This window comes from Paenibacillus sp. FSL H7-0943 (assembly GCF_037963265.1).
GTDB lineage: Bacteria > Bacillota > Bacilli > Paenibacillales > Paenibacillaceae > Paenibacillus_AQ > Paenibacillus_AQ odorifer.
Genome location: NZ_CP150148.1, coordinates 841,064 through 863,000 on the forward strand (window position 1 = coordinate 841,064; position 21,937 = coordinate 863,000).

A 21,937-nucleotide genomic window follows, 5' to 3' on the forward strand; every position below is an offset into this window, starting at 1 on the left:
TGTAGGAGCGTGAGCATCCGCCTTTGTGTACGGATTTCCTTAATAGAAAATCAAACAATAGGAGTGGTTAACATGACAAAAAAACAAATGAAATTAGGGGCATTCATTAATCTACCCGGTCATCATGTAGCAAGCTGGCGTCATCCTTCTTCAGGGGCAAGTCGGGCATTTGATTTGGAGTATTTAACGGAGATTGCACAAACGGCTGAGCGTGGCAAGTTCGATATGATATTTTTTGCAGATGTATTAGGTCAAAAGCTGTCCGGAAATGCACAATCATCATTAAAGCTAGATCCCGTTATTATTATCTCCGCACTTGCAGCAGTGACTAAGAATATCGGGCTAACGGCCACGTTGACTACTACCTATAACGATCCATACCATGTAGCGCGTAAATTCGCAGCGATTGATCATTTGTCCAAGGGGCGTGCCGCCTGGAATGTAGTAACATCAGCCAATGAGGGTGAAGCTCTCCTGTTTGGTAAGGATAAACATTTGCAGCATGCGTCCCGCTATGAACGTGCTGAGGAATTTGTGGAGGTTGTCAAACAACTCTGGTTGTCTATTGAGTCTGAGGCGCTGGTCATCGACAAGGAGCAAGGTCGGTATTTAGATGTAGAAAAGGTACATCCTGTTGATCATCAGGGAGCTTGGTTTAAGGTACAGGGTTCACTGGATTCATCAACCACACCACAAGGGCATCCCGTGATTGTTCAAGCCGGATCATCGGAATCTGGAAAAGAGTTAGCCGCGAAGACCGCAGAGGTTATTTTTACAGCATGGCAGACGCTTGAAGAAGCGCAAACCTTTTATCGTGATGTGAAAGGGCGGTTGGCTAAATATAGACGTAAACCAGAGGACTTGAAGATCATGCCGGGTGTATTTATTACTGTAGCAAAAACAGAGGAAGAAGCTTTGTTGAAGCAGCAGCAATTAAACAGCTATATTTTACCTGAAGTAGGATTATCGTATTTGTCGTCTTTCACTAACATTGATCTGTCAGGGTATGATGTCGAAGAACCACTTCCGGAATTCAGTTCAATTGAAGATGACACCAATCCGCGGATCCGCTACAACATTATTCGTGATATCGCCAAACGTGAGAATCTGCAATCTATTCGTGCAATCTATGAGCGTATCGCTGGAGCACGCGGACACCGGGAAATCGTTGGAACCCCTGAACAAATCGTAGATCAATTAGAAGAATGGTTCTTAAACGATGGTGCAGATGGATTTAATGTGATGCCTCCCCATTTCCCGGAGGGCTTTAACGATATTGTTGAATTAGTGATTCCTGAATTACAGCGTAGAGGCTTATTCCGTACTGAATATGAGAGTTATACGCTTCGAGGAAATTTAGGGCTATCTGTACCTGTTGTAACAACACTTGAAAAAGCACTAACCGGTGCGAGCACAGGAGGGAATGTGTAATGAGCAAAGCAGTCATTATTAATGGAGGAAATACTAGAAAATCTCGATTAACAGCTATTCATCAGCAGGTTGAAAGATTTCTAACGCAAGAGGGGATTTGGCATCATTCGATCTATGTACATGAGTTACCAGCGGACGATTTGCTTACGGCCAATTTCGCCAGTGAGGCGATTCTGCGGGCCAATGCGCTAGTGGAAGAAGCGGATATTGTCGCCGTATTAACGCCTATCTATAAAGCCTCCTATACGGGAATCTTGAAGACCTATTTAGATCTCCTTCCGCAAAAAGCGCTGGTTGGTAAGCGAATTGTACCTATTGCTATTGGGGGTTCGTTAGGCCATCTTCTAGCGATTGAATATGCATTAAAACCCGTCTTATCTGTACTGGGTGCTACTGAGATTTTAAATACGGTTTATTTCTTGGATCGGCAAATTGAACGCTTAGAAGCTGATGGGTATCGTATTGATGAGGAAGCGGAGCAGCGGCTAACCGTGGAATTACTAAAGCTTGCACCTGCAAAAATAACTAATTAGATTAGGGAGAACAGGAAGTTAGGGGTTAACATTAACGCAGCCTTTCGGGGTTGCGTTTTTTGTGTTGTGATTGTTAATCTCATGAACCAACGTTGAAAAAGGTCCCCAGTCTCCATTTGGTGAACTATAAGTTGTATGATGGTTTCTTGCCATCCCACGATTATATCAAAAGATTTGTTAATGGTTTGGGCGTTTCTCCGTATTAACATATGTAAGTTTCTTCACAACAAATTGCGCAATTTGTTTAGCTTTTCGATGAAGGTGAGTGGAAGGAGGGTGGAGATGGAGGTTATCCAGGGTAAAGTGGAGCGTTACATGAATACCGAAAGATCACGTGAAGCTATCATGTCCAAAGAGGAATTTACCCGGATGTATGATACGTACTACCAACGTGTTTACAAATATATCTGTTATCGGATTAATAACCACCACGCGGCAGAGGACATATGCAGTCAGGTGTTTGAGACGGTGATGTGTAAGTATTATAGTTTTTCACAAGAAAAATCGAATTTTGAGGTGTGGCTGTTTGCCATTGTAAGAAATGCTGTGACGGACTACTTTCGGGCGCAGAAGAAAAGAAGCTATACCTCACTGGATTCGTTGCTGGAGCTTATATTTCCCAAGCCGTCTCCTGAGGAGCTGGCGATCCGTGAGGATAATAATCAGGCACTGTTCAAGGCGCTCTCCAAGCTGCGTGAGAAGGAACGAAATATCATTGCAATGAAATATGGGGCTGGGCTGAAAAATTCCGAAATTGCACAGATCATGGGAGTTAGTGAGTCCAATATCGGTGTCGTAGTATATAGAAGCTTGAAAAAACTGCATATTTCCTTAAAGGCAGGAGGGTTCAAAAATGAATAAGAAAGATGATCTCACCAAATTCAGCAAAACCATAGAACTGCTTGAGAATGCCGAACAGGGCAGCACTACCGCCAAAGAAAGAATCTATAACCGCTTGATATACAAATTGGACCATGGGGCACTTAACCCCCAATCAGAGATAAAGGACGGGATAACGATGAAAAAAAGCAGCTGGAGAAATGCAATAGTGATTGGCAGTGCAGTAATTTGTCTGGGTGGAGCATTCTCTGCAACCTCCTATGCACAGGATATGTTCCAGTCGATCATGGCAAAGTTTGAAGTGGGAAATCTCGAAATCACACAATACGATAAGGAAATCCCATCGGCTGCACAGTCAATGACTCCATCTGAAGATGCCCAAGGTGGGGAGAATGCGGTCATTGAATTGCCGGTTGCAGCTAAGTTGAGCCTAGATGAAGCACGTGCAGCACTTGGCATGAACTTCCCGGCACCCGATTGGATGGGAGACTATGAGTTTGTGAATTGTGTTCTTCAGGGGACCAGCATGGTTGAAGTGCAGTATAATTCCGGTGAGAATGCTGTGAATTTTTTAATCTCCAAGGGCGGGGACAATGGGATCAGCACTACGGAAGAAGTGAAGACAGAAGTAATTAACGGGACTAAGGTTTATTATGCAAATGGAATTGTGATTTGGGAAGAGGATGGCTATACAGTAGAGTTGTATTCCCAAGTAGATTTTGACCAAGCTACACTAGGGAAAATCATTGAAAGTTTTAACATTGGTGCGCCTGTTCAGCCTTTAGAGCAAGGTCAAGTGAAGGAGAACTCGCAAAAGAATGGCGCAGCAGTTGCAGCTCCGGCTCCGGCTCCGGCTGTAGATTCAAAATAAAAGACTTACTCTGGGCAGCAGCAGCCTATAGTTACACACAGAAGACGCGAGGGGATTAGTCCCCTGAGCGTCTTCTTTTTTGAGCACACTTTTATAGAACGTTCCCCAGCCATTGCCACCCCCCAAAAACAAAAGTATAATTGATAATGATTATCAATTAATGAATGAATAAAGAGTTAAGTGCATTTATATAAGCAGTAAAGAGGTGACAGCATGCAAAAACAATCGCAAAAGACAGATTTAACTGAGGTTAGAAAATATATAGAAGAGAATTTCACGAAGCACTTGTCTTTAGCACATTTAGCTAATCTTTCTGGCCTTAGCTCCAGTTATTTTTCCTCAGCGTTCAAACAGGAATATATACAAAGTCCAATGGAGTTCGTTACCCAGCTGCGGATTCAAAAGGCTAAACAATTATTGCAAAAGGAAGATGTTCGCTTAAAGTTTATAGCAGAGGCTGTTGGATATAGTGATGAGTTTTATTTTAGCCGAGTGTTCAAAAAGGTTGAAGGGATCTCGCCAACGATGTATTCCAGCCAGCAAAAATCTCATATCGGTGTTGTAACTGGGAATATGATGGGGTATCTACACGCGGCAGGGATCATCCCGTTTGCTGCACCTTTAAGTGCAAAGTGGACACCGTACTACTATAATTTGTGGGCGCAAGAAATCGAGCATAAGGTAACCTTGACGCAAAACAAAAATTATTGCAGCCCCAATGAGCTATTGCATTTGCCAATTGATCTTCTTATTTCTCCCAAAGATTTGTCGTCAGAGCTGGTAAAACGGATAGAGGATCATTTTCCAATCTATTGGCTGGATGATAAGCAAGATTGTTTAGTAGCCTTAACTGAACTTGCTGCCCGACTAAATAAACAAGAAGAAGCGAAACAGTGGATCACGCAATATAGGGCAAGATTGGAAGACGTTCGTCGCGGATTAGGCTGGAACTCTACACCACCTAAAGTTCTAGTTATACGTATCTATCAGCAGCAAATCTTTGCTTATTGTAATACAGGCATTCAGCATCTTTTATTTCAGGATTTGGGAGCGGAATCTAGTTATGAACAGCCCGGTCTATATAATACTGAGATTACTTTTGATGAATTAGGTAAATTGAAGGTAGATAAGCTGTTTACGATTATCTGCCCCGATGATGAGTCACGAGCAACTTGGCATCATTTGCAGAGAGATGTTGGGTTTAGACAGTTAGAGGCTATCGAACAGGGACAAATCTATGTTATTCACTCCGATCCTTGGTTTGAATACTCTCCTGTGGCTTTAAAACGAATGCTAGAGGAAGTTGCAGTAATGATGATACCTTGAAAATGTACATGTCTAATCATAAGATGTTACATGGTCAATGCGTCCTATCTCTTATACACTCAATACTGAGAATGATTATTATTGAGAATATAGGAAAGAGGGAAGGTCTATCATGAAGGGGTTTAATACAAAAACAATAAGTTATGTTGTAATGGTTGGTTTATTATCCATTCTACTAACAGCTTGCGGCGGCAATAATACAGCTGATCAGCAAGCAACAGATACTCCAGTAACAACCAGTGAAGCGAGTGCAACTGCAACCGATGAACCCGCTGTACAAGAAACGGAAGTAGCGGCTAGAGATGCGTTTGTAGTAACTGACCAAGTAGGCAATACAGTAAACATTCCGGGGACTGTACAAAAGGTGTATGCCCCTGGTCTAGAGGATTACTTAGTTACCCTTGGTGTAACCCCAGTAGCCCAATGGTCCACGGGTGAAAGACCGCAGCAGTATCTACAGGATACGTTAAGTGGTGTAAAAGAAATCAGCTTCGCTCATGGTGTTCCCTCTCCAGAATCTGTAGTAGATTTGGAGCCGGAATTAATTATATTCCCCACTGCTTTTTATGCACAAAATGGTGTTTATGAAAACTACTCGCAAATTGCTCCAACTTACGTGTTTAAGAATGCACTCGGCAATGTAGTGGAGGCCACAGAAACGATTGCGAAATTGCTAGGTTTAGAGGATAAAGCAACAGAAGCTATTGCTGCTTACAATACAAAGCTAGAAGCAACTAAAGCACAGTTAGCCAGCGTTTCTGCCGGTAAAAAAGCAATTTATATTAATGCGAATGCCCGTGCAATCTTTTTAGTGGGTAACTTCCATTACGGGGGTTATGTGCTGAGTGAGCTAGGCTTTGCTCAAAGTGCTCTTGTAGAAGGTGAAATGTCCGCTGATATTTCGCTGGAAATGTTGTCTGATTTAGACGCGGATTATATCTTTATTAACGATAATGATGGTCTGGGAGATGCTTTCCTGGCAGACATTAAAGCTAGTCCTTTATGGAAGGCGCTGCCAGCAGTTCAAGCAGGTAAAGTGTTCGAGGTGGATGGCGATCACTGGAGATCCAGTGGATTAATTGCTTATCAAAAAACGATGGACGATATTGTAGCGTTCCTGCTGCCATGATTATCAAACCGTACGTAAAACCAAACTATGAAACGATGCTGATCACGAGTAAAGCTAATCATAAGGACTATGAAATCTTTATTGCAAAACCGTTGGATGAGTCTGCAAAAGATGGCTACGGCGTCATTTATGTTCTTGACGGCAATGGGCTTTTTGAAACCGCTGCTGAAATCACCCGATTGCTGACGCGTAAGCCTAAAGGCTATCCACCCGCGATTGTTGTTGGAATTGGTTATCCTGGGGGTGAGGCGTTTGATACCGTGCGTCGAACCTATGATCTAACCATGCCAGCCGAGCTCGCGAATTTACCGAAACGTCCCAACGGGGAGCCTTGGCCTGAATTTGGCGGGGCAGATGAGCTGCTAGCTTTTTTTGAAAAAGAGTTAATGCCAGCCATTGCCCAGCGGTTTGTTATCAATAAGCAGAAGCAAGCATTGTTTGGTCATTCCTTTGGCGGATTATTTGTTCTGCATGCGTTGTTTACACAACCCACCTTGTTCTCACATTATATTGCAAGTAGTGCTTCCATCTGGTGGAATGATTACGCACTTTTAAAGGAGTATGAGAGTTTTAAAGCTGATTTACACAGCAATACACTAAGTCAGTTACCTAAAACGCTTATGATTGCCGGTGGAGAAGAGCTCGATTATATGGTCAAGGATAGCTTGGATTTATGTAACAGCATGATGGCCTTACACCTTCCAAGCTTTGAAGTAAGCTGGGCATTGCTTGAGCAAGAGGAGCATGTGAGTGTAATCTCGGGTGCGATTAGTCGGGCCGTCAAATTTTTGCTCACCACATCCTCTGACTTGCGTTAGAAATCATATTATTTTGCATCTGAGCTGGCCCTTGGCTGGCTCTTTTTGTAAAGTGAAGGGAAAGGGTTGGAAACATTGGCCGCAAATGTTCAGAAATCATCACTAGCAGGAGAAAAAAAGTTCTCCTTTTTATTATTGCTAATCCTCATGCTCCTCCTATTAATAGGTGTATTAGTGCTTGCTATGGCCCTTGGCGCGAAAAAAATACCCTTCGCAGATGTATTCATGTCGATCATCGCTTTTGATGATAAGGCGTCTACTCATCAGGTGATCCAGTCGATTCGTTTACCCCGGGTACTTGCCGCTATGGCAACAGGCGCTGGATTTGCAGTAAGTGGAGCGATTATTCAAGGGATTAGTCGCAATCCTTTAGCCGACTCGGGGATTCTTGGATTAAATGCTGGGGCCGGGGTCACGTTAGTTATTGCTATGGTTTTCCTGCCGACGATTTCATTCACAGGTACACTTTGGCTCTGTATTCTAGGTGCGGGATTGGGAGCGGGTTTAGTCTTTAGTGTGGGTTTATTAAGTAAACGAGGCATGACGCCTATTCGGCTTGTATTGGCGGGTGCTGCCATCTCTGCTATGCTAACTGCCCTAAGTGAAGGAATAAGTATCTTTTTTTCAGTGGCTCAGCAGGTGGCTTTTTGGTATGGAGGAGGTTTAAGTGGCATTAGCATGGCCCATCTACAGCAAATGTTGCCGTGGATGCTTCTTGCGCTATTACTTGCCATCGTAATTTCAAAGTCGATTACTATACTTTCTGTAGGGGATGAGACAGCGGAAGGGTTAGGCGTTAATATAAAACTTATCAAAAATCTTTCGCTTTTAGCCGCATTTATGTTAGCTGGGATTTCATGTGCTTTAGCCGGATCTGTAAGCTTTGTGGGCTTAATTGCTCCGCATTTGGTACGTTACATAGTGGGTGTGGATTATCGTTATATTATTCCATTATCCGCAATTCTGGGAGCCATCCTTGTTGTGCTTGCTGATTTAGTGGCACGTATCGTAAATGCCCCTTATGAAATCCCTGTAGGTGCTGTAATTGCGGTTATTGGTGTTCCGTTCTTTCTATATTTGGCACGTAAAGAAAGGCGGGAACTATAGTGAAGCTAAGATGGAAATTTATAATTATAGCAATCATTTTACTGCTAGGCTTTATATATAGTGTATCTACTGGTCAAAGCAGCTTAAGCTTACAAGAGTTATGGCAAACCGTATTGGGAAATGGAACACCGAGGCAGGAGCTTGTACTTTTTCAGTTCCGTATTCCACGTATGATCTTGGGTTTTCTAGTAGGTGGCGCGTTGGCAATAGCAGGAATGCTGCTGCAACCTATAAGCCGAAATGCTTTGGCCGACCCGGGCATACTGGGGATAAATGCTGGTGCTGGATTATCCATGATGTTATTTTTACTCTTACAAAATAGCTCAACCGGCTTACATACGTATGTTCAGCCACTGTATGCTTTATTGGGCGGATTTATCGTTGTCGCTCTATTATTTATGCTTTCCTATGATCGCAATCAAGGCATTATTCCCATTCGATTAATTTATACTGGTATTGCTGTTGCGGCTGCGATTAGTGCATTTATGATTGTGTTAACCTTCGTACTAGATCCTTCGCAATATCAGATGATTAAGGTGTGGCTGGCAGGGAACATAGGGAATAGTAATTGGAGTCACGTGTATGCTATGCTGCCTTGGTTACTTCTTATTGTGCCTTTATTAATTCGGAATCATCTTATATTGGATGTACTAAGGCTTAACGATCCTGTAGTCATTAGTTTAGGGGTATCTCTAAATAAATATCGTGTTTGGTTTTTAGTGTGTAGTGTCTTATTGGCGGCACCAGCGGTTGCCGTTAGTGGAAGTATTGGATTCGTAGGACTAGTAGTTCCACATTTAGTTAGACGACTCTTTCGTGGCCATAAAATAATGATTCCCGTATGTTTATTAATCGGTGGCGGATTAGTTGTTATTGCAGATGCGCTTGGTAAAATGGTAGTAGCCAATACTGAAATACCAGCAGGAGTAATCGTGGCTTTAATCGGTGCTCCATACTTTTTATATTTATTAATTAAAAGTGAATAACTGAAAAAAGCTATTGTGTGATTGATGCTGGAAATAAAAAAAAAATGCCTTGATTATGCAATAATCCAAGGCATTCTTTTTTATATCGTTTTCGTTTTCAGCTTTTCTAAAAGAACTTTCCACCAGTGTATAGATTGCTCAAGTTGAGAAGCGTAGTAGCTTTCCATGAAATCTACACTTTCACGAGTGGAGCTATCTACATCTATTTGCTGGTAGATTTGATTTAATTGATCTTTTTTTATAAGTGACTGTTCAATTTTCTTCTCGATAATCGGGATCACTTTATCAGTCTCTACAAAACGAAGATTCACAAGAGCGACAATCATATCTGAAATAGATTCTGCATCTTCTATTACCTTATAAATTTTGAGCGGGAGCTGCTTGCGCCCTTTATCGGTAATGGAAAACACCTGTTTGTCTGGACGATGTTCTTCTTTGATAATCTCTACCTGTTCAACTAAGCCCTGTTTCGTAAGAGATTCAAAGTGATAATATAGTTTGCTTTCAGATAGATTGAGCAATTTATCAAAAGGAATAGGGGTGGATAGTTCTTTTTTTAATTTATAAGGATAATTATTTTCATCCATTAACTTACTTAAGATATAAATTTGAATTGACATCACAGAACCCACTCCTAATTGTTGGCTAAACTCTATCTTACCAAACCTAGGCGGTTATTTCAGCTGTATTTTTAACTTCAACGGGCAGTATAGTTTCTTTAGTCACAGGTACAGGTTTATGAACAAACCGGACGATTACAATGTTAATCATCATAGCCCCGGCAAATACGCCTGCTAATCCCCATAAGAAGGGGGCTGGACTAATGGAACCAAACATTTGTGCCAAATAAGCTTGCACAGAATAATACATCGGGGTGATGCGGCCGAACCAATCGTATGGTGTATACATCATATCACGAGGCATGGTAGCACCATTGGCGATGGTTTGCATGAGCAGGATTGGAATATTTAAGACCATACCGCCTTCGCCAACTAGGAAGACCATAATCGCACACACGTTGAATGCAGCCATATACATTAGAATTTGTTGAGCAGCAACTGGTAACAGTAAGGATAGGTCTACATCTGCAACAGAGAAGGCAATGGTTAAAGCAACGACTGTTGATAATACAGCGATTAATAAAGCTGTGAATTGAACGAACATAAACAGTTTTGTCTTGCTTGCTTTCCCGCGGTTCGCTTTAAAAGAAGCAACTAATTGCATGGAGGCAATCATTGCCCCAACATAACCAGCCATAGTTAAGAACATAGGTAACATGTTGTTGTGCATGCCGTCCGGAACATCATTGATGACAACATAATTCCCGACATAGCTATTTTCAATTTGTGTAGCCATTGCGGTGGCTTGTTCTTCTGGTACGTTAAAGTTCATTAACACACCTTTTGCGGTTTGCTCTGAGAAGTTCGCGCTTAATTGTTTGTTAATTTCTCCTACCACGGAAGACATGGCTGAAGATACCATGGTGGCAGAAGCTTCGTTGACTGTGAAATCAATACTTGCGGATACCTTACCGCTTTGAACGTTGGCTGAAAATTCTTCTGGAATATGGACAACTAGAGCTAACTTATTATGTTCTAATTCATCCATCGCTTTTTTATTCGATACATCGGTTTTTATCGTTTTGAATGGTAAGCTCTCCGAGAACTGACTCGAAATCTGAGCCCCATATTGACCTGCATCATCATTGACAATAGCAATTTTTAAATCATCCATGTTCCCTGGAAGTGCTGTATACCCTGGTAAGAAAATACCAAGCATCGCAATGGCATAGAACACACCCATAAAAATAGAACCAATGGCCCCTTTGGACTTCAAAAACTGTGAAAACTTCAACTGTATTCCTTCTTTCTTCTGAATAACACTTTTATTTTAGTACTCCAATTAAAGTACTTTTAACTGAGTGAGATTTATAGTACGATAATTCATTATAAATGTCAAATTTAAGATACAATGGGTAAGTAGTGAATGATTAAAAAAATGAATAACTGAAGGGACTTCGAATATGAACAAGGTTATTGTAATTGGTGCAGGCATATTAGGGGCTTCAGCAGCTTATCAGCTAAGTAAGTTAGGTGCTGAGGTCATCATTATAGATCGTAAGGATGTTGGACAAGCGACGGATGCAGCAGCAGGGATTATTTGTCCATGGTTGTCTCAACGCAGAAACAAAGCATGGTATCGTCTTGCTAAAGCGGGAGCAAGCTTTTATCCGGCACTTATTCAAGAGTTGGAAGAGGCTGGAGAAACCGAGACTGGATACGCAAAAGTTGGAGCGATATGTATCCATGAGGATTTGAAAAAGTTACTCGCGATGAAAGAAAGAGCGGAGCTGCGCAGAGAGGAGGCCCCTGAAATAGGGGAACTTACGATGCTGACGGATCTTGAAGCGCAAGAGAAGTTTCCCTTATTGTCGGAAGGTTATCATGCGCTTCATGTATCCGGTGCAGCAAGAGTGAACGGACGTGAATTACGTGATGCTTTGCTAAGGGCTGCTCAGCGTAATGGTGCGCAAATGATTGAGGGCGATGCTATTTTAGAACATGATGAACATGAAATTAAAGGGGTTAGTGTAGGAGAACAGACATTCACAGCGGATGAAGTGATTGTGTGCGCAGGGGCTTGGTCTAACGCTTTGCTTCATCCGCTTGGGATCATGCTTCAGGTGCGTTATCAAAAAGCTCAAATTATGCATTTGAAGCTTGCTCAACAAGCGAGTACAGAGCAATGGCCTGTGGTAATGCCGCCTACAGATCAATATATACTCGCATTTGCGGATCAAAATATCGTGGTAGGTGCTACTCACGAAAATGATGTCGTAGGTTATGATACTGCTGTAACCGCAGGAGGGATGCAAGAAATATTAAATAAAGGTCTGCAAACGGCTTCCGGTCTTGCGGACTGTAGCCTAAATGAGATAAGAGTAGGGTTCCGTCCATTTACAGCAGATTTTCTTCCCGTGTTGGGCAGGGTTCAAGGATGGAATAAACTAATTGTTGCTAATGGACTAGGATCATCCGGATTAACGATGGGACCCTTTCTTGGTGAGCAACTAGCCAAGCTGGCCATGAATCAACAGGTAGATATTCAGCTTGAAGACTATGCATTAGAGCATGCGATAAATGAGTAGTAAAAAAGGAGGTCAGCGATTCGATCCGCTAAAGTGCCACCATACGTATTCCTTAAAACGACAGAGATGTCGTTTTTTTTAACTAAACATTTATTCCTGCTTATTGTAAGACGCTCTTAATAAAGCTACTTCTCTGTAAACTCGTTGTCCTTCTGCTTGGCATTAGTCAACTTTAGATGCCTCTTCGAGAGAATGAATGAGAAATCTATGATCTATCGGTGAAGACATAACAATCAGGATCGTATAGGTTCCATACTTATCACATTGATTGCCAAACTCTTCAAGAGCATGTGTAGATTCGGTAACTACTTTTAATAAATAGCTGTGTTCTCCACTTATACGGTGGCACTCGGCAACTTGGGGAGAGGCATGGACAAAGTCAAGAAATGCCAGGCAGTCTCTAGTCCGAAACAACATATAGGCTGCCGTATTTTTCCCGATTTTTTCAGGGGAGATGATGGTGCGATATTCCTCAATGATTCCTTTCTCTTCCATTCTTCTAACTCGTTCCGTAACCGCAGGTTGAGACAGACCTACGGATTTCCCCAGTTCTGTCATTGAAATCCTCGCTTGATTTTGAAGATAGAAGAGAATTTGTTTGTCTACATGATCCACTTTGGATGGCCTCCTTTATATTTAAGGTAATTCATTAAAACTCCTTTAATTACTTTGTTAAATCATCATAATTGATTGATTATAATATGTAAAATGAATAATTTACATTATATAATATGACTCTCACCAAAATGATGATCTACACTTGGAAAGTTAGAGAGGATGGCTACCATTGAGAAAATTTGATTTAAATAAAGTAGGTACAGAAGATTTACAGGCACGTATTGATGAGTCTGGAGGAAACTCCCAATGAGACTCTCCCACTCCCGCAAAAATATAATCACATTAGCTGCTATATGTTTGTCCGCATTGATGTTTGGCCTCGAAATTTCCAGTGTGCCTGTGATACTGCCTACCCTGGAAAAGGTATTGCACGGTAGCCTCAAGGATATGCAATGGATTATGAACGCCTACACCATTGCCTGTGCGACAGTTCTGATGGCTGTTGGAACGCTGGCTGACCGGTATGGAAGGAGGCGTATTTTTATTATCAGCCTTATCTTGTTCGGTATTACATCTTTGATTTGTGGCTTGGCGCAAAGCACATCGGTTCTGATCGCCAGCCGGTTCCTTCAAGGCGTGGGTGCTGGCGCGATGCAGATTTGCCAGATAGCCATTCTTTCACATCGGTTTCAGAAAGGAGAAGAACGCAGCAAAGCCTTTAGCACATGGGGGATCGTGTTTGGTATCGGTCTCGGTTTTGGACCTATCATTGGCGGTATGATCGTGGCTGTATTGAACTGGCATTGGGTTTTTCTGGTCCATGTCCCGCTGACCCTTTTTACTTTGATCCTTGTCTTCAGCGGCGTGGAGGAGTCCAGCGATCCACAGGCAAAAAAGCTGGACATTATCGGCATCGTCACGCTTTCGTTGACGGTTTTTGGCCTGGTCTATTTTATCACACAAGGGTCGGAACTTGGTTTTAGAGGTACAGCATCCCTCAGCATCCTTGTTGCAGTGGCAATAAGTTTCATAGTATTTCTATTTGCGGAGAAGCACAGTGCTCATCCAATGTTCGACTTTTCCGTATTCAAGGTACGTAATTTTTCTGGTGCTCTCCTTGGCTCCGTCGGGATGAATTTCAGTTTTTGGCCATTCATGATCTATCTTCCAATTTATTTCCAGAGCGGGCTTGATTACGACATCGTAAGTGCCGGGTTGTCTGTTCTGGCTTATGCACTGCCCACCCTGGTAATTCCGCCTCTGGCAGAGCGATTTTCGCTCCGCTACCAACCGCGCATAGTTATCCCATTGGGTCTATTCGTTATCGGCTTGGGCTTCATTTTGATGAAGTATGGCAGCAGCGGTGATCACGCCAGCTGGTTGACTATGCTCCCCGGCTCTCTGTTGGCTGGTATTGGGCTGGGATTAACCAACACGCCTGTCACCAACACGACTACCGGCTCGGTACCTAGTACTCGTGCAGGTATGGCTTCCGGCATAGACATGAGTGCCAGATTAATCAGTCTAGCCATCAACATTGCCGTAATGGGCTTCATTTTACAGGAAGGCATCTTTTCTTATTTGAAGAAAGCTTTTCCTGAGACTGTCGATGTTTTACAATTGCGATCTTTGGCCGAAAAAACAGCTGCCGGAAACACTTCGTCTCTCAATCAGGGTTTTCCAGAACTATCTTCACTGGATGCATCCGGAGCTATCGTCCATGCCTCGCTTGTACACGGCTTTGGTTTGGTGATGCTCTATGGCGGTATTGGTGTCTGGGTGTTGGCCGCGATCAGTTTTATAATTTTTGGACCCAAGAGAGCATTGTTGCAAAAGTAGAGAGTGAAGACTATCGCGCCCACAAGCGATTCGTGAGTCTCAACTGATTAAGCCGCCTAGTATTATCACGTAAAGTCGTTGTATTATTGCTTTGGAACAAAACTGAAATGAAGTAACGTTAAAAACCCCTTCTAGCGAAGCTTTTTTTTATCCTTTATACTGAAAAGACCAATTAATCTTCCTAGGAGTTGTCTAACGAATCATGATAAAGAAAGAAGTCGCGCATATACGCAAGCAATTTAAGCTGGATCACGATTTAATGAGTATTTACGATATTCTCAACGTGTATATTATGAAGGAAAGCAACGAAATCTATCATTGGGAGCGCCAGCCGTTTGGAATGGTGGACAGAGAGAAGCAGGAGCTGTATATGGGCAATTTCAAAAAACTCCTGACCGGTGAACTGGATCAGAAATTGTTCGAGTTGAAGTTTCAAGCGGAAGCGGAGGAGCCGGCGCAGGTGATGCTTCATCAAGCTTTGGTGACAGGGGATCCGGATGAATGGCAGGATCTGATGCTGCTGTTGGTGGACAGAATGATGGCGGATACTCATTATGAACGGGATACGGTGATCACTTTCGTTCGCGGACAATATTTCCGCCCGACTAAAGATAGAAACGATGAAGCCGAGGAAAGTGAGAAAAACGAACTATTCGCGCATCCTTTTATCCTATGCAGCGTGAATTCCACGGAGAAACAACGGAAAGCTCTCTTGTTTGATTACGTGGAGCGGGAGTTCAAGTACAATGTCATTGTAGATCCGATCGTCAAGTTAAGTACGCCGGAGCAAGGTTTCTTTTACCCAAGCGTGACGGACAATTATTCCGATGTGAACCGCATTCTGTATTGTACGGGGAAATCGAACTTTCCAGATCCGCATTTTGTCGGAGAGGTCTTGAATGCCGAAAGATCCAATACGGCTCTGGAAGAGAGAGCTATATTCGAAGACATCGTGAAGGAAGTGGCGGGCGAACAGCTTGATGCAACCACTCTCGCACAGGTGTACGAGGAGATCCATCAGGTCATCGAAACCAACGACGATAAGGAAGAACCTCCAAAGCTCGATTATAGAGATCTGGAACGTGTACTCACGGTAAGTGGCGTAGAGAACGTGACAATGGAAAAAGTGGAACGGGCGTTTGAAACGATCGTTGACGATAAGCATTATGAGATGAAGGCGAGCAGCGTAATGCCGAAATTCACTACCAAATCGATTAAGATCGATACAAAGGTAGCTACGATTTCGGTCAGCCCGCAGGATTTAAAATATGTGAAGCAAGTGAATTATCATGGGAGACGCTGCATTTTGATTGAGGTTGACGAAGATGCCGTGATCGAAGGCTTCACCCTTACTACAGAGAATCTTTAGACTGCTTCAACAATGCTATGGGCTATCCTTGAAGTCTTTGAACAAGACTAAGGATAGCCCAATTTGTTTTGTGTCAAATACGGTGATTAAAGATATATTCGATATATTCTTTTGCGCTAGTATAAATTTCTTCATCGCTGGCTTGAAATGAAGCTCCAAAAACAGCAAAGTACGGTAGGGCTTCTGCGCCTACATGTTTGGCACTGGCTTTAAAGGGTGCGATCACTTCGTCTACGGTAAAAGAAACAGAGCCCGCTGGCTGATAATTTTCTTTTTTATCACCGATGGACAGGGCCAGCCCTAACTTTTTCCCGTTAAGCTTGTTCCCGTTTGATCCATAAGCCCATCCGTAAGCCAACACATCGTCAAACCATTTTTTTAATAGCGGCGGATAACTGTACCAATACAACGGGAATTGAAAGATCACATGGTCATATGTTTCCATTAGATTCTGCTCTCTAGGAACATTAATATTCCAGTCAGGGTACTCCTTATAAATCTCATGAAGGGTAATATCGTTGGGATATAATAGCAGTTCTTCTTTCCAGCACTGGTTGACCCTCGAATTCTCAAGGTTCGGATGCGCCAAAATCACTAGTGTTTTCATGATGAATCTCCATTCTCAGGCCTATATTATTTATGAATATTATTATTATCTTGCAGGTTGTAAAAAAAGAAAATACACACAATAAAGTAAGATGGTTACTTCGAGGTGTGTACTGGACTCCGAAAAAAATATATGCAACAATGAAGTTTTGAGTAAGCTTAATTTGATCAGCATGAACGAGGTGTTATTCTATGAAACAATATCATTTAGGGATAGAGGCAACACTAGAAATCATCGGCGGAAAGTGGAAAGCTTTGATCATTTGCTTTTTGATGTCCGGTACCAAAAGAACAAGTGAATTACAGCGTAATATTCAAGGCATCTCACAAAAGGTTCTGATCCAGCAGCTTCGTGAACTTGAGAGGGATGGGCTTGTCAAAAGATTCGTGTACCAGCAGATGCCGCCAAAAGTTGAATACAGCCTCACGGAATATGGCGTTACAGCCAATAAGATCGTGGATGTTATGTGTTCTTGGGGGAAAGAAAATATAAAAATAAGACAAGGACGAGGAGAAGAGATCGTCTTGTTGGAGGATACATGTCCTGGAGCAAATTAAAGCAACAACTGGAGAGTTTTCTATGTCCCGCGTTATCCGGCAAGGTTGAATATCGCGCAAGCAGCTACCGTTATTTACCTGATAAATCAGGGAGCTGTTATATTTCGGTAGATAAAAAGAACGTACTCAATATGAATGATAGAACTAGCTCAATCAGATGGTATCAGACGGAGCAGGAGATTAAGAATGATTCAGAACTCCAAATTCCAATCCACCCTGAAGACATCGAAGCGGTTAGAAAAGATAGTAAAGGGATCATCCCGGAGGATCGTCTAATAGTCATTGCAAGAAGCAGAAAAATATCAGAAATTGCAAAGGAGCTTTTATCAGCACAGACCTCATTAAGTAAATCGAATTTTATCGTTATAGCTAATAAGTTTCTATCTACTTCTATAGAGGAAAGCATAGAGAGCGATGATATCTTATTGAATATTCTGGCTTTAGTGGACAGACGGGTTGGGAAAAAGCGAATTTTAAACATGAGCGAGAAGATGCAGTTAAAGCATCCGATTGTGCAATATTTTTATGAACTACGTCGTAGTACAATGTGAATATAACTAAACTCTCCCTTGCCCAATGGGACCTGCTTCATCCATTATAAATAGGTAATCATCTCCTCCATAGAGCGTAACTTTAGCCTGTATCCATAAAGGAGAGGAACCCATAGGATGAAACTGAAACAAATAAATGACTCTATTTATTATTTAGAAAACGTCAGAGAAACAGACAGACCTGTTTTGGGATATGTTGTAGGTGACAGCTTTTCAATTATGATTGATTGTGGCAATTCAAAATCGCATTTAGATGCCTTTATAAAGTGTTTAGATGATAACAATCTGCCACGTCCCAAATATGCTTTGATCACGCACTGGCATTGGGATCATACCTTTGGTATGCATGCTTTTGACGGGGAAACTATAGTCTCTTCAGCAACGAATGAGGCACTAAAGCGCCTGAAAGAATGGGAATGGGATGAAGAAGCTGTTGTAAAACGCTTAGAGACCAAAGAAGAAATAGAATTCGCCTATAACTGTATGAAAAAAGAATATGATACGTTTGATAAGATTAAGGTTAGCACAGGAAATATTATGTTCGAGAATGCTTTAACGCTGGATTTAGGGGGCACCACTTGCCAGATTATAAAGGTAGGAGGGCCACATGAAGACGATTCTTGTGTTGTATATATAAAAGAAGCGGGAGTATTATTCGCAGGCGATGCACATAGCGGGGATTATTATCATGGAGAAGGTAAAATTGATCCGATAAAAATGAAAGAATATATTGAGCTTTTATCGACTCTTTCATTTACTACGTATATCCCGGGGCACGACGCCCCTATGAGCAAGGAACAAATCATTCCCTTGTTAAATAGATTTTGTGAGGTCAAGTAAAGGCTAGCCTTATCACATAACAGCTTATTTTATTAGGTGAATTGTTAGGTATGAATTCGGTAGTGTACCGGACGCATGCCTTTTTGTTGTGCTTGATGGGGCAGTTCAGAGGGGGGGCTTATTTGCGTTTATTGGGAAGCAGCGTTACGATTAACCATAAGCAGCCTTGCTTCAGACCCCTTCCGAGCTATTAGAAATCTTAGACGAATTATACATCGATGGCTGGGGACTTGTACAGAAAGGGAAACAGAAATGGATAAGAAAATAAGCGTAGAGAATCTAAAACTGACACCACAAAATGATACTTATTATATTGCTTGGAGTATCGGAGTTGATAAGAAGTATAAAAAGCATATGAAAAAAGAAATAAAGAGCCAACTCACAGACGTTCTAGGATCCATGGCTCAAAATAATGCTGTGGAGGATATTTCAGTTTACAGTCATAACAAAACAGCCGAAAAACATGGAGAATTCATTATATGGGATTATCTTATCCTAATGCAGATCAAGGAAAAAGAAGATGCCGAAATCATTTTACCTAACTTAAAAAATGTGAATATACCTTTCGTGCTCGAAACAATCCGTATGGAGTTACTTGTAACCACACCAAACAGCACGTACCCTACACCAGGGGAAGGCGCGCGAAAACGGCATGTAAAGCCATTTTATGCAATTGAATATGTCGATGTTCAGCCTAATCATTTAGATGAATTCCGAGACATAATGATTAACAATAACGGACCGGCAATGAAGTACATAATGGAGGAAGCGAGATGGTGTCATAATTTTTATGCATTAGAAACGCTGACTGTCTTCTATCATAATTCAAGTTATCCTACTTGGAATCAGATTCATGTCATAGGTTTGTATTTGGAATCAATTTTTCTATATAAAAAAGATTTCTCAAAAGGGCTGGCACTGACCCACAGCATTTCATTTGAAGAAAACTTTGCGCAGTTAAAGAAGATAAGAACCATGTTATATAAAACGATCGGGAGAAAGATGATCTAGAATAGACCAATGGATAAATGGATCATACCCACCCCGTAAATTCCAATATAGACGCTTTAGCGGATTGTGCTTCGGATTGTGCGCCTTTACGCCATTGTTTAGGTGACTCACCCATAAGCTTGGAGAAACATCGGTTGAAGCTGGATATGGACTGAAAACCTACTTGCTCAGAGATGGAGAGAATGGAATCATCCGTACTTTTTAACTGCTTGCAGGCCTCTTCAATACGGGTACTGTTTAGGAAGTCGAGAGGTGCGGACCCCATAATCTCATGGAATTTCCTGCGAAAATGAGTAGTACTTAGGTGGCACAGATCAGCTAAAAAATCGATAGTAATTGGCATCATGTAGTTTGTAGTGATGTATTCCAGAACGGGTGAGATGACAAAATCGCCCTTCAGGCTATGCTCTGTTTCTTGATTAACCAAGGGTTCATACCGGGAATGAATTCTTAGGAGTTCTATATAAAGCGATAACAATAAGCCGTAGGCACTTTCTTGATAGTAAGGATTTTTTTGTTTCAATTCCTCCACGACCGATGTCGCAAGGGTATAAACCTTGGGATGTTCCTCTTTATTCAAAATACAGTTTGTTCCCTTTATAGCCCACAGATTCGGCTCAAAGTTGCTGTAAGCGCTCTTGAAGGATTGCTGAAAAAGATCCTCAGGCGAAAAAAAGATATAAGACCACAGACTGGCTTCATTCGGCGAACTATAAGTTGTATGAGGGAGATACCTAGGGATGAAGGTCACATCTCCGGCTTTAAAAGGCACAGATTCTCCTTTGATCTCCATGATGCCGCTATCCGAATGGCAAATGCCAATCTCCAAATGATTATGGAAATGCAGATGTTCACTTTTAATATCAGAAATCTTCCAACGTTCACCGCTTAACAGCAAGATAGGAAAGTTTATCGGTAAGCTGTAGTGGCGGTATTCAATGACGGGCTTCTTTTTTCTGGGCATATTCTCAATACTCCCATTCTTATTACGTAGGTTGAGTAGATTATAGGTTAACGTTATATCAAATTCAACTATATAAAGAGAACTTGATATTATACAATTTGGGAAAAAAGTGGCGGAGGAGAAGTTTGGAACTGTAGGAGCGTTAGCGTCCGCCTTTGTCAGCAGATTTCCACCGCGAAGAGCGGTATAAAATCAAGAAATTCTTACGAAAACAGCGGCCGGAAGTCCAAACATTCTCTGTAGTCACGGCCAATCTCGAAATATAAGAACTACTAGTTAATGGTTGAAATTGCACAGTTTAGTTATGAATATGCTTAGAATCAGACCATTTTACTACTTACAATAGAGTTAGTAAAGCGTTTACAATATGGACGGACAGCTCTCAAGCGCCTTTGGGGGCGTGTGCGAAAGAGAGGAGAAACAAGATGCTTCAATTAACTTATGACAGAGAAGAGATTTTAAGGGTCATCGACAAAGTGGTCAGAAAAACAATGGCGATGGATTTAACATGGGACTGGCCTTGTGGTGTGGCTTATTATGGGGTAACCAGAGCTTATGAAACTACAGGAAATAAAGAGTATTTGGATATGCTTGTCCAGTGGGCAGATGAATATATCGAGCTGGGTCTGCCGGATTGGACGGTAAATACCTGTGCCATGGGCCATATGCTGATCACTTTGTATGAGGAAACAGGCAATCAGAAATATTGGGATATTGTGATGAGCAAAGTAGATTATCTGCAGAACAATGCGCTTAGATTCGGAGATCATGTGTTGCAGCATACCGTCTCTATTTCTAATGATTTTCCAGAACAGGCATGGGCGGATACCCTGTTTATGGCGGCATTTTTCCTGCTCCGTGTAGGAAGCAAATTAAAGGATCAGGAAATGATTCAAGATGCCTTGAATCAATATTATTGGCATATCAAATACCTGCAAGATCCTAGCAGCGGGTTTTGGTACCATGGCTACAATAATGTGAAGCAGGATCACATGTCTGGACTATTCTGGGGCAGAGCGAATGCTTGGGGCGCATACACCATGTCGCAAGTTAAAAAGCTTTTGAAAGAATGGTATCTGTATCCGCAGTGTATGGACGTGGAGTGTTCGCTGCGCGATCAGCTGGCCGCACTCAAGCTGGTGCAAACGGAGAACGGCCTGTGGCGGACAGTACTCGATGACGAGGAGTCTTATGAAGAAGTATCCGCGTCTTGCGGTATTGCGGCTGCTATGATCAATAACGGCAATCCGCTGCATACCAAATATGTGCAAAAAGCCCTGAAAGGTATTTTGAACAATATCAGCGAAGATGGACGGGTACTGGGTGTCTCTGGCGGAACAGCGGTTATGAAGGACCGGGAAGGATACCGCAATATTCCAAAAGACTGGATTCAAGGCTGGGGGCAAGGCTTAGCATTAGCTTTTCTATCCGATATGCTTAAATAGGAGGGAT

The 21,937-nt window shown here is 42.1% G+C and carries 22 protein-coding genes; 17 read left to right on the plus strand and 5 right to left on the minus strand.

The annotated features are described in order from the left end of the window. The first annotated feature begins 72 nt into the window (after nucleotides 1-72). The 9 genes from NSQ55_RS03695 (at nucleotide 73) to NSQ55_RS03735 (ending at nucleotide 9,041) form a co-directional block, all read left to right on the plus strand. Nucleotides 73-1,431 carry an LLM class flavin-dependent oxidoreductase gene (locus NSQ55_RS03695; RefSeq protein ID WP_339171320.1) on the plus strand — a complete coding sequence of 453 codons (1,359 nt, stop codon included), beginning with the start codon at nucleotides 73-75 and terminating at the stop codon, nucleotides 1,429-1,431. Continuing rightward, nucleotides 1,431-1,964, plus strand: coding sequence for an NADPH-dependent FMN reductase (gene ssuE, locus NSQ55_RS03700; RefSeq protein ID WP_076185145.1), 534 nt, complete (start codon nucleotides 1,431-1,433; stop codon nucleotides 1,962-1,964). Before NSQ55_RS03695 ends, ssuE begins: the two co-directional genes overlap by 1 nt. A 282-nt stretch (nucleotides 1,965-2,246) precedes the next feature. Further along, nucleotides 2,247-2,825 carry a sigma-70 family RNA polymerase sigma factor gene (locus tag NSQ55_RS03705; protein ID WP_081383426.1) on the plus strand — a complete coding sequence of 193 codons (579 nt, stop codon included), beginning with the start codon at nucleotides 2,247-2,249 and terminating at the stop codon, nucleotides 2,823-2,825. Further along, nucleotides 2,818-3,675 carry a hypothetical protein gene (locus tag NSQ55_RS03710; RefSeq protein ID WP_339171322.1) on the plus strand — a complete coding sequence of 286 codons (858 nt, stop codon included), beginning with the start codon at nucleotides 2,818-2,820 and terminating at the stop codon, nucleotides 3,673-3,675. The genes NSQ55_RS03705 and NSQ55_RS03710 overlap by 8 nt, the downstream gene beginning before the upstream one ends. A gap of 213 nt (nucleotides 3,676-3,888) precedes the next feature. After that, nucleotides 3,889-5,001 (plus strand): helix-turn-helix domain-containing protein, encoded by a 1,113-nt coding sequence (locus NSQ55_RS03715; protein WP_339171325.1) that lies wholly within the window; start codon nucleotides 3,889-3,891, stop codon nucleotides 4,999-5,001. A 112-nt stretch (nucleotides 5,002-5,113) separates the two neighbouring features. After that, the gene (locus tag NSQ55_RS03720; protein ID WP_339171328.1) at nucleotides 5,114-6,130 is read left to right on the plus strand and encodes an ABC transporter substrate-binding protein; all 1,017 of its coding nucleotides are present in this window, start codon (nucleotides 5,114-5,116) and stop codon (nucleotides 6,128-6,130) included. Then, nucleotides 6,127-6,948, plus strand: coding sequence for an alpha/beta hydrolase-fold protein (locus tag NSQ55_RS03725; protein WP_339171331.1), 822 nt, complete (start codon nucleotides 6,127-6,129; stop codon nucleotides 6,946-6,948). Before NSQ55_RS03720 ends, NSQ55_RS03725 begins: the two co-directional genes overlap by 4 nt. Before the next feature lie 66 nt (nucleotides 6,949-7,014). Further along, nucleotides 7,015-8,055, plus strand: coding sequence for an iron ABC transporter permease (locus tag NSQ55_RS03730; RefSeq protein ID WP_076276960.1), 1,041 nt, complete (start codon nucleotides 7,015-7,017; stop codon nucleotides 8,053-8,055). Continuing rightward, complete coding sequence (locus NSQ55_RS03735) at nucleotides 8,055-9,041, plus strand: iron ABC transporter permease (RefSeq protein ID WP_339171335.1); 987 nt, start codon at nucleotides 8,055-8,057, stop codon at nucleotides 9,039-9,041. The genes NSQ55_RS03730 and NSQ55_RS03735 overlap by 1 nt, the downstream gene beginning before the upstream one ends. 80 nt (nucleotides 9,042-9,121) lie before the next feature. On the opposite strand, the gene NSQ55_RS03740 is transcribed toward NSQ55_RS03735, so the two are convergent. Both NSQ55_RS03740 and NSQ55_RS03745 read right to left on the minus strand, forming a co-directional pair. Beyond that, nucleotides 9,122-9,661, minus strand: coding sequence for a helix-turn-helix transcriptional regulator (locus NSQ55_RS03740; protein WP_076128531.1), 540 nt, complete (start codon nucleotides 9,659-9,661; stop codon nucleotides 9,122-9,124). A gap of 46 nt (nucleotides 9,662-9,707) precedes the next feature. Further along, entirely contained in the window at nucleotides 9,708-10,895 is a 1,188-nt protein-coding gene (locus tag NSQ55_RS03745) for an ABC transporter permease (RefSeq protein ID WP_076185138.1), read from the minus strand. A 169-nt stretch (nucleotides 10,896-11,064) separates the two neighbouring features. Between NSQ55_RS03745 and NSQ55_RS03750 the strand changes: the two genes are divergently transcribed. Then, the gene (locus NSQ55_RS03750) at nucleotides 11,065-12,189 is read left to right on the plus strand and encodes an FAD-binding oxidoreductase (protein ID WP_339171338.1); all 1,125 of its coding nucleotides are present in this window, start codon (nucleotides 11,065-11,067) and stop codon (nucleotides 12,187-12,189) included. 162 nt (nucleotides 12,190-12,351) lie between these two features. Here NSQ55_RS03750 and NSQ55_RS03755 read toward each other — a convergent pair whose 3' ends face one another. Then, complete coding sequence (locus tag NSQ55_RS03755; protein WP_076128537.1) at nucleotides 12,352-12,804, minus strand: Lrp/AsnC family transcriptional regulator; 453 nt, start codon at nucleotides 12,802-12,804, stop codon at nucleotides 12,352-12,354. 249 nt (nucleotides 12,805-13,053) lie between these two features. On the opposite strand from NSQ55_RS03755, the gene NSQ55_RS03760 reads away from it, so the two are divergent. Both NSQ55_RS03760 and NSQ55_RS03765 read left to right on the plus strand, forming a co-directional pair. After that, entirely contained in the window at nucleotides 13,054-14,586 is a 1,533-nt protein-coding gene (locus NSQ55_RS03760) for an MFS transporter (RefSeq protein WP_339171340.1), read from the plus strand. Nucleotides 14,587-14,788: 202 nt separating this feature from the next. Further along, nucleotides 14,789-15,955: a DUF4317 domain-containing protein gene (locus NSQ55_RS03765; protein WP_076128541.1), complete on the plus strand. Its 1,167-nt coding sequence runs from the start codon at nucleotides 14,789-14,791 to the stop codon at nucleotides 15,953-15,955. A gap of 73 nt (nucleotides 15,956-16,028) precedes the next feature. Here the strand turns inward: NSQ55_RS03765 and NSQ55_RS03770 are convergent, their stop codons facing one another. Beyond that, nucleotides 16,029-16,562 carry an NAD(P)H-dependent oxidoreductase gene (locus NSQ55_RS03770; protein WP_076219487.1) on the minus strand — a complete coding sequence of 178 codons (534 nt, stop codon included), beginning with the start codon at nucleotides 16,560-16,562 and terminating at the stop codon, nucleotides 16,029-16,031. Nucleotides 16,563-16,753: 191 nt separating this feature from the next. Here NSQ55_RS03770 and NSQ55_RS03775 point away from each other — a divergent pair, with 191 nt between their 5' ends. The 4 genes from NSQ55_RS03775 (at nucleotide 16,754) to NSQ55_RS03790 (ending at nucleotide 19,521) form a co-directional block, all read left to right on the plus strand. Next, on the plus strand, nucleotides 16,754-17,119 hold the full coding sequence (locus NSQ55_RS03775) for a helix-turn-helix domain-containing protein (RefSeq protein WP_076219486.1): 366 nt from the start codon (nucleotides 16,754-16,756) through the stop codon (nucleotides 17,117-17,119). Further along, nucleotides 17,101-17,670 carry a hypothetical protein gene (locus NSQ55_RS03780; protein ID WP_339171344.1) on the plus strand — a complete coding sequence of 190 codons (570 nt, stop codon included), beginning with the start codon at nucleotides 17,101-17,103 and terminating at the stop codon, nucleotides 17,668-17,670. Before NSQ55_RS03775 ends, NSQ55_RS03780 begins: the two co-directional genes overlap by 19 nt. A 117-nt stretch (nucleotides 17,671-17,787) precedes the next feature. Continuing rightward, complete coding sequence (locus tag NSQ55_RS03785; protein WP_076219484.1) at nucleotides 17,788-18,510, plus strand: MBL fold metallo-hydrolase; 723 nt, start codon at nucleotides 17,788-17,790, stop codon at nucleotides 18,508-18,510. 252 nt (nucleotides 18,511-18,762) lie between these two features. Next, entirely contained in the window at nucleotides 18,763-19,521 is a 759-nt protein-coding gene (locus tag NSQ55_RS03790) for a hypothetical protein (protein WP_076274716.1), read from the plus strand. A gap of 22 nt (nucleotides 19,522-19,543) precedes the next feature. Here the strand turns inward: NSQ55_RS03790 and NSQ55_RS03795 are convergent, their stop codons facing one another. Beyond that, complete coding sequence (locus NSQ55_RS03795; RefSeq protein WP_076274717.1) at nucleotides 19,544-20,485, minus strand: AraC family transcriptional regulator; 942 nt, start codon at nucleotides 20,483-20,485, stop codon at nucleotides 19,544-19,546. A 425-nt stretch (nucleotides 20,486-20,910) separates the two neighbouring features. Here NSQ55_RS03795 and NSQ55_RS03800 point away from each other — a divergent pair, with 425 nt between their 5' ends. Beyond that, complete coding sequence (locus tag NSQ55_RS03800; protein ID WP_076128555.1) at nucleotides 20,911-21,930, plus strand: glycoside hydrolase family 88 protein; 1,020 nt, start codon at nucleotides 20,911-20,913, stop codon at nucleotides 21,928-21,930. Nucleotides 21,931-21,937 lie beyond the last annotated feature (7 nt).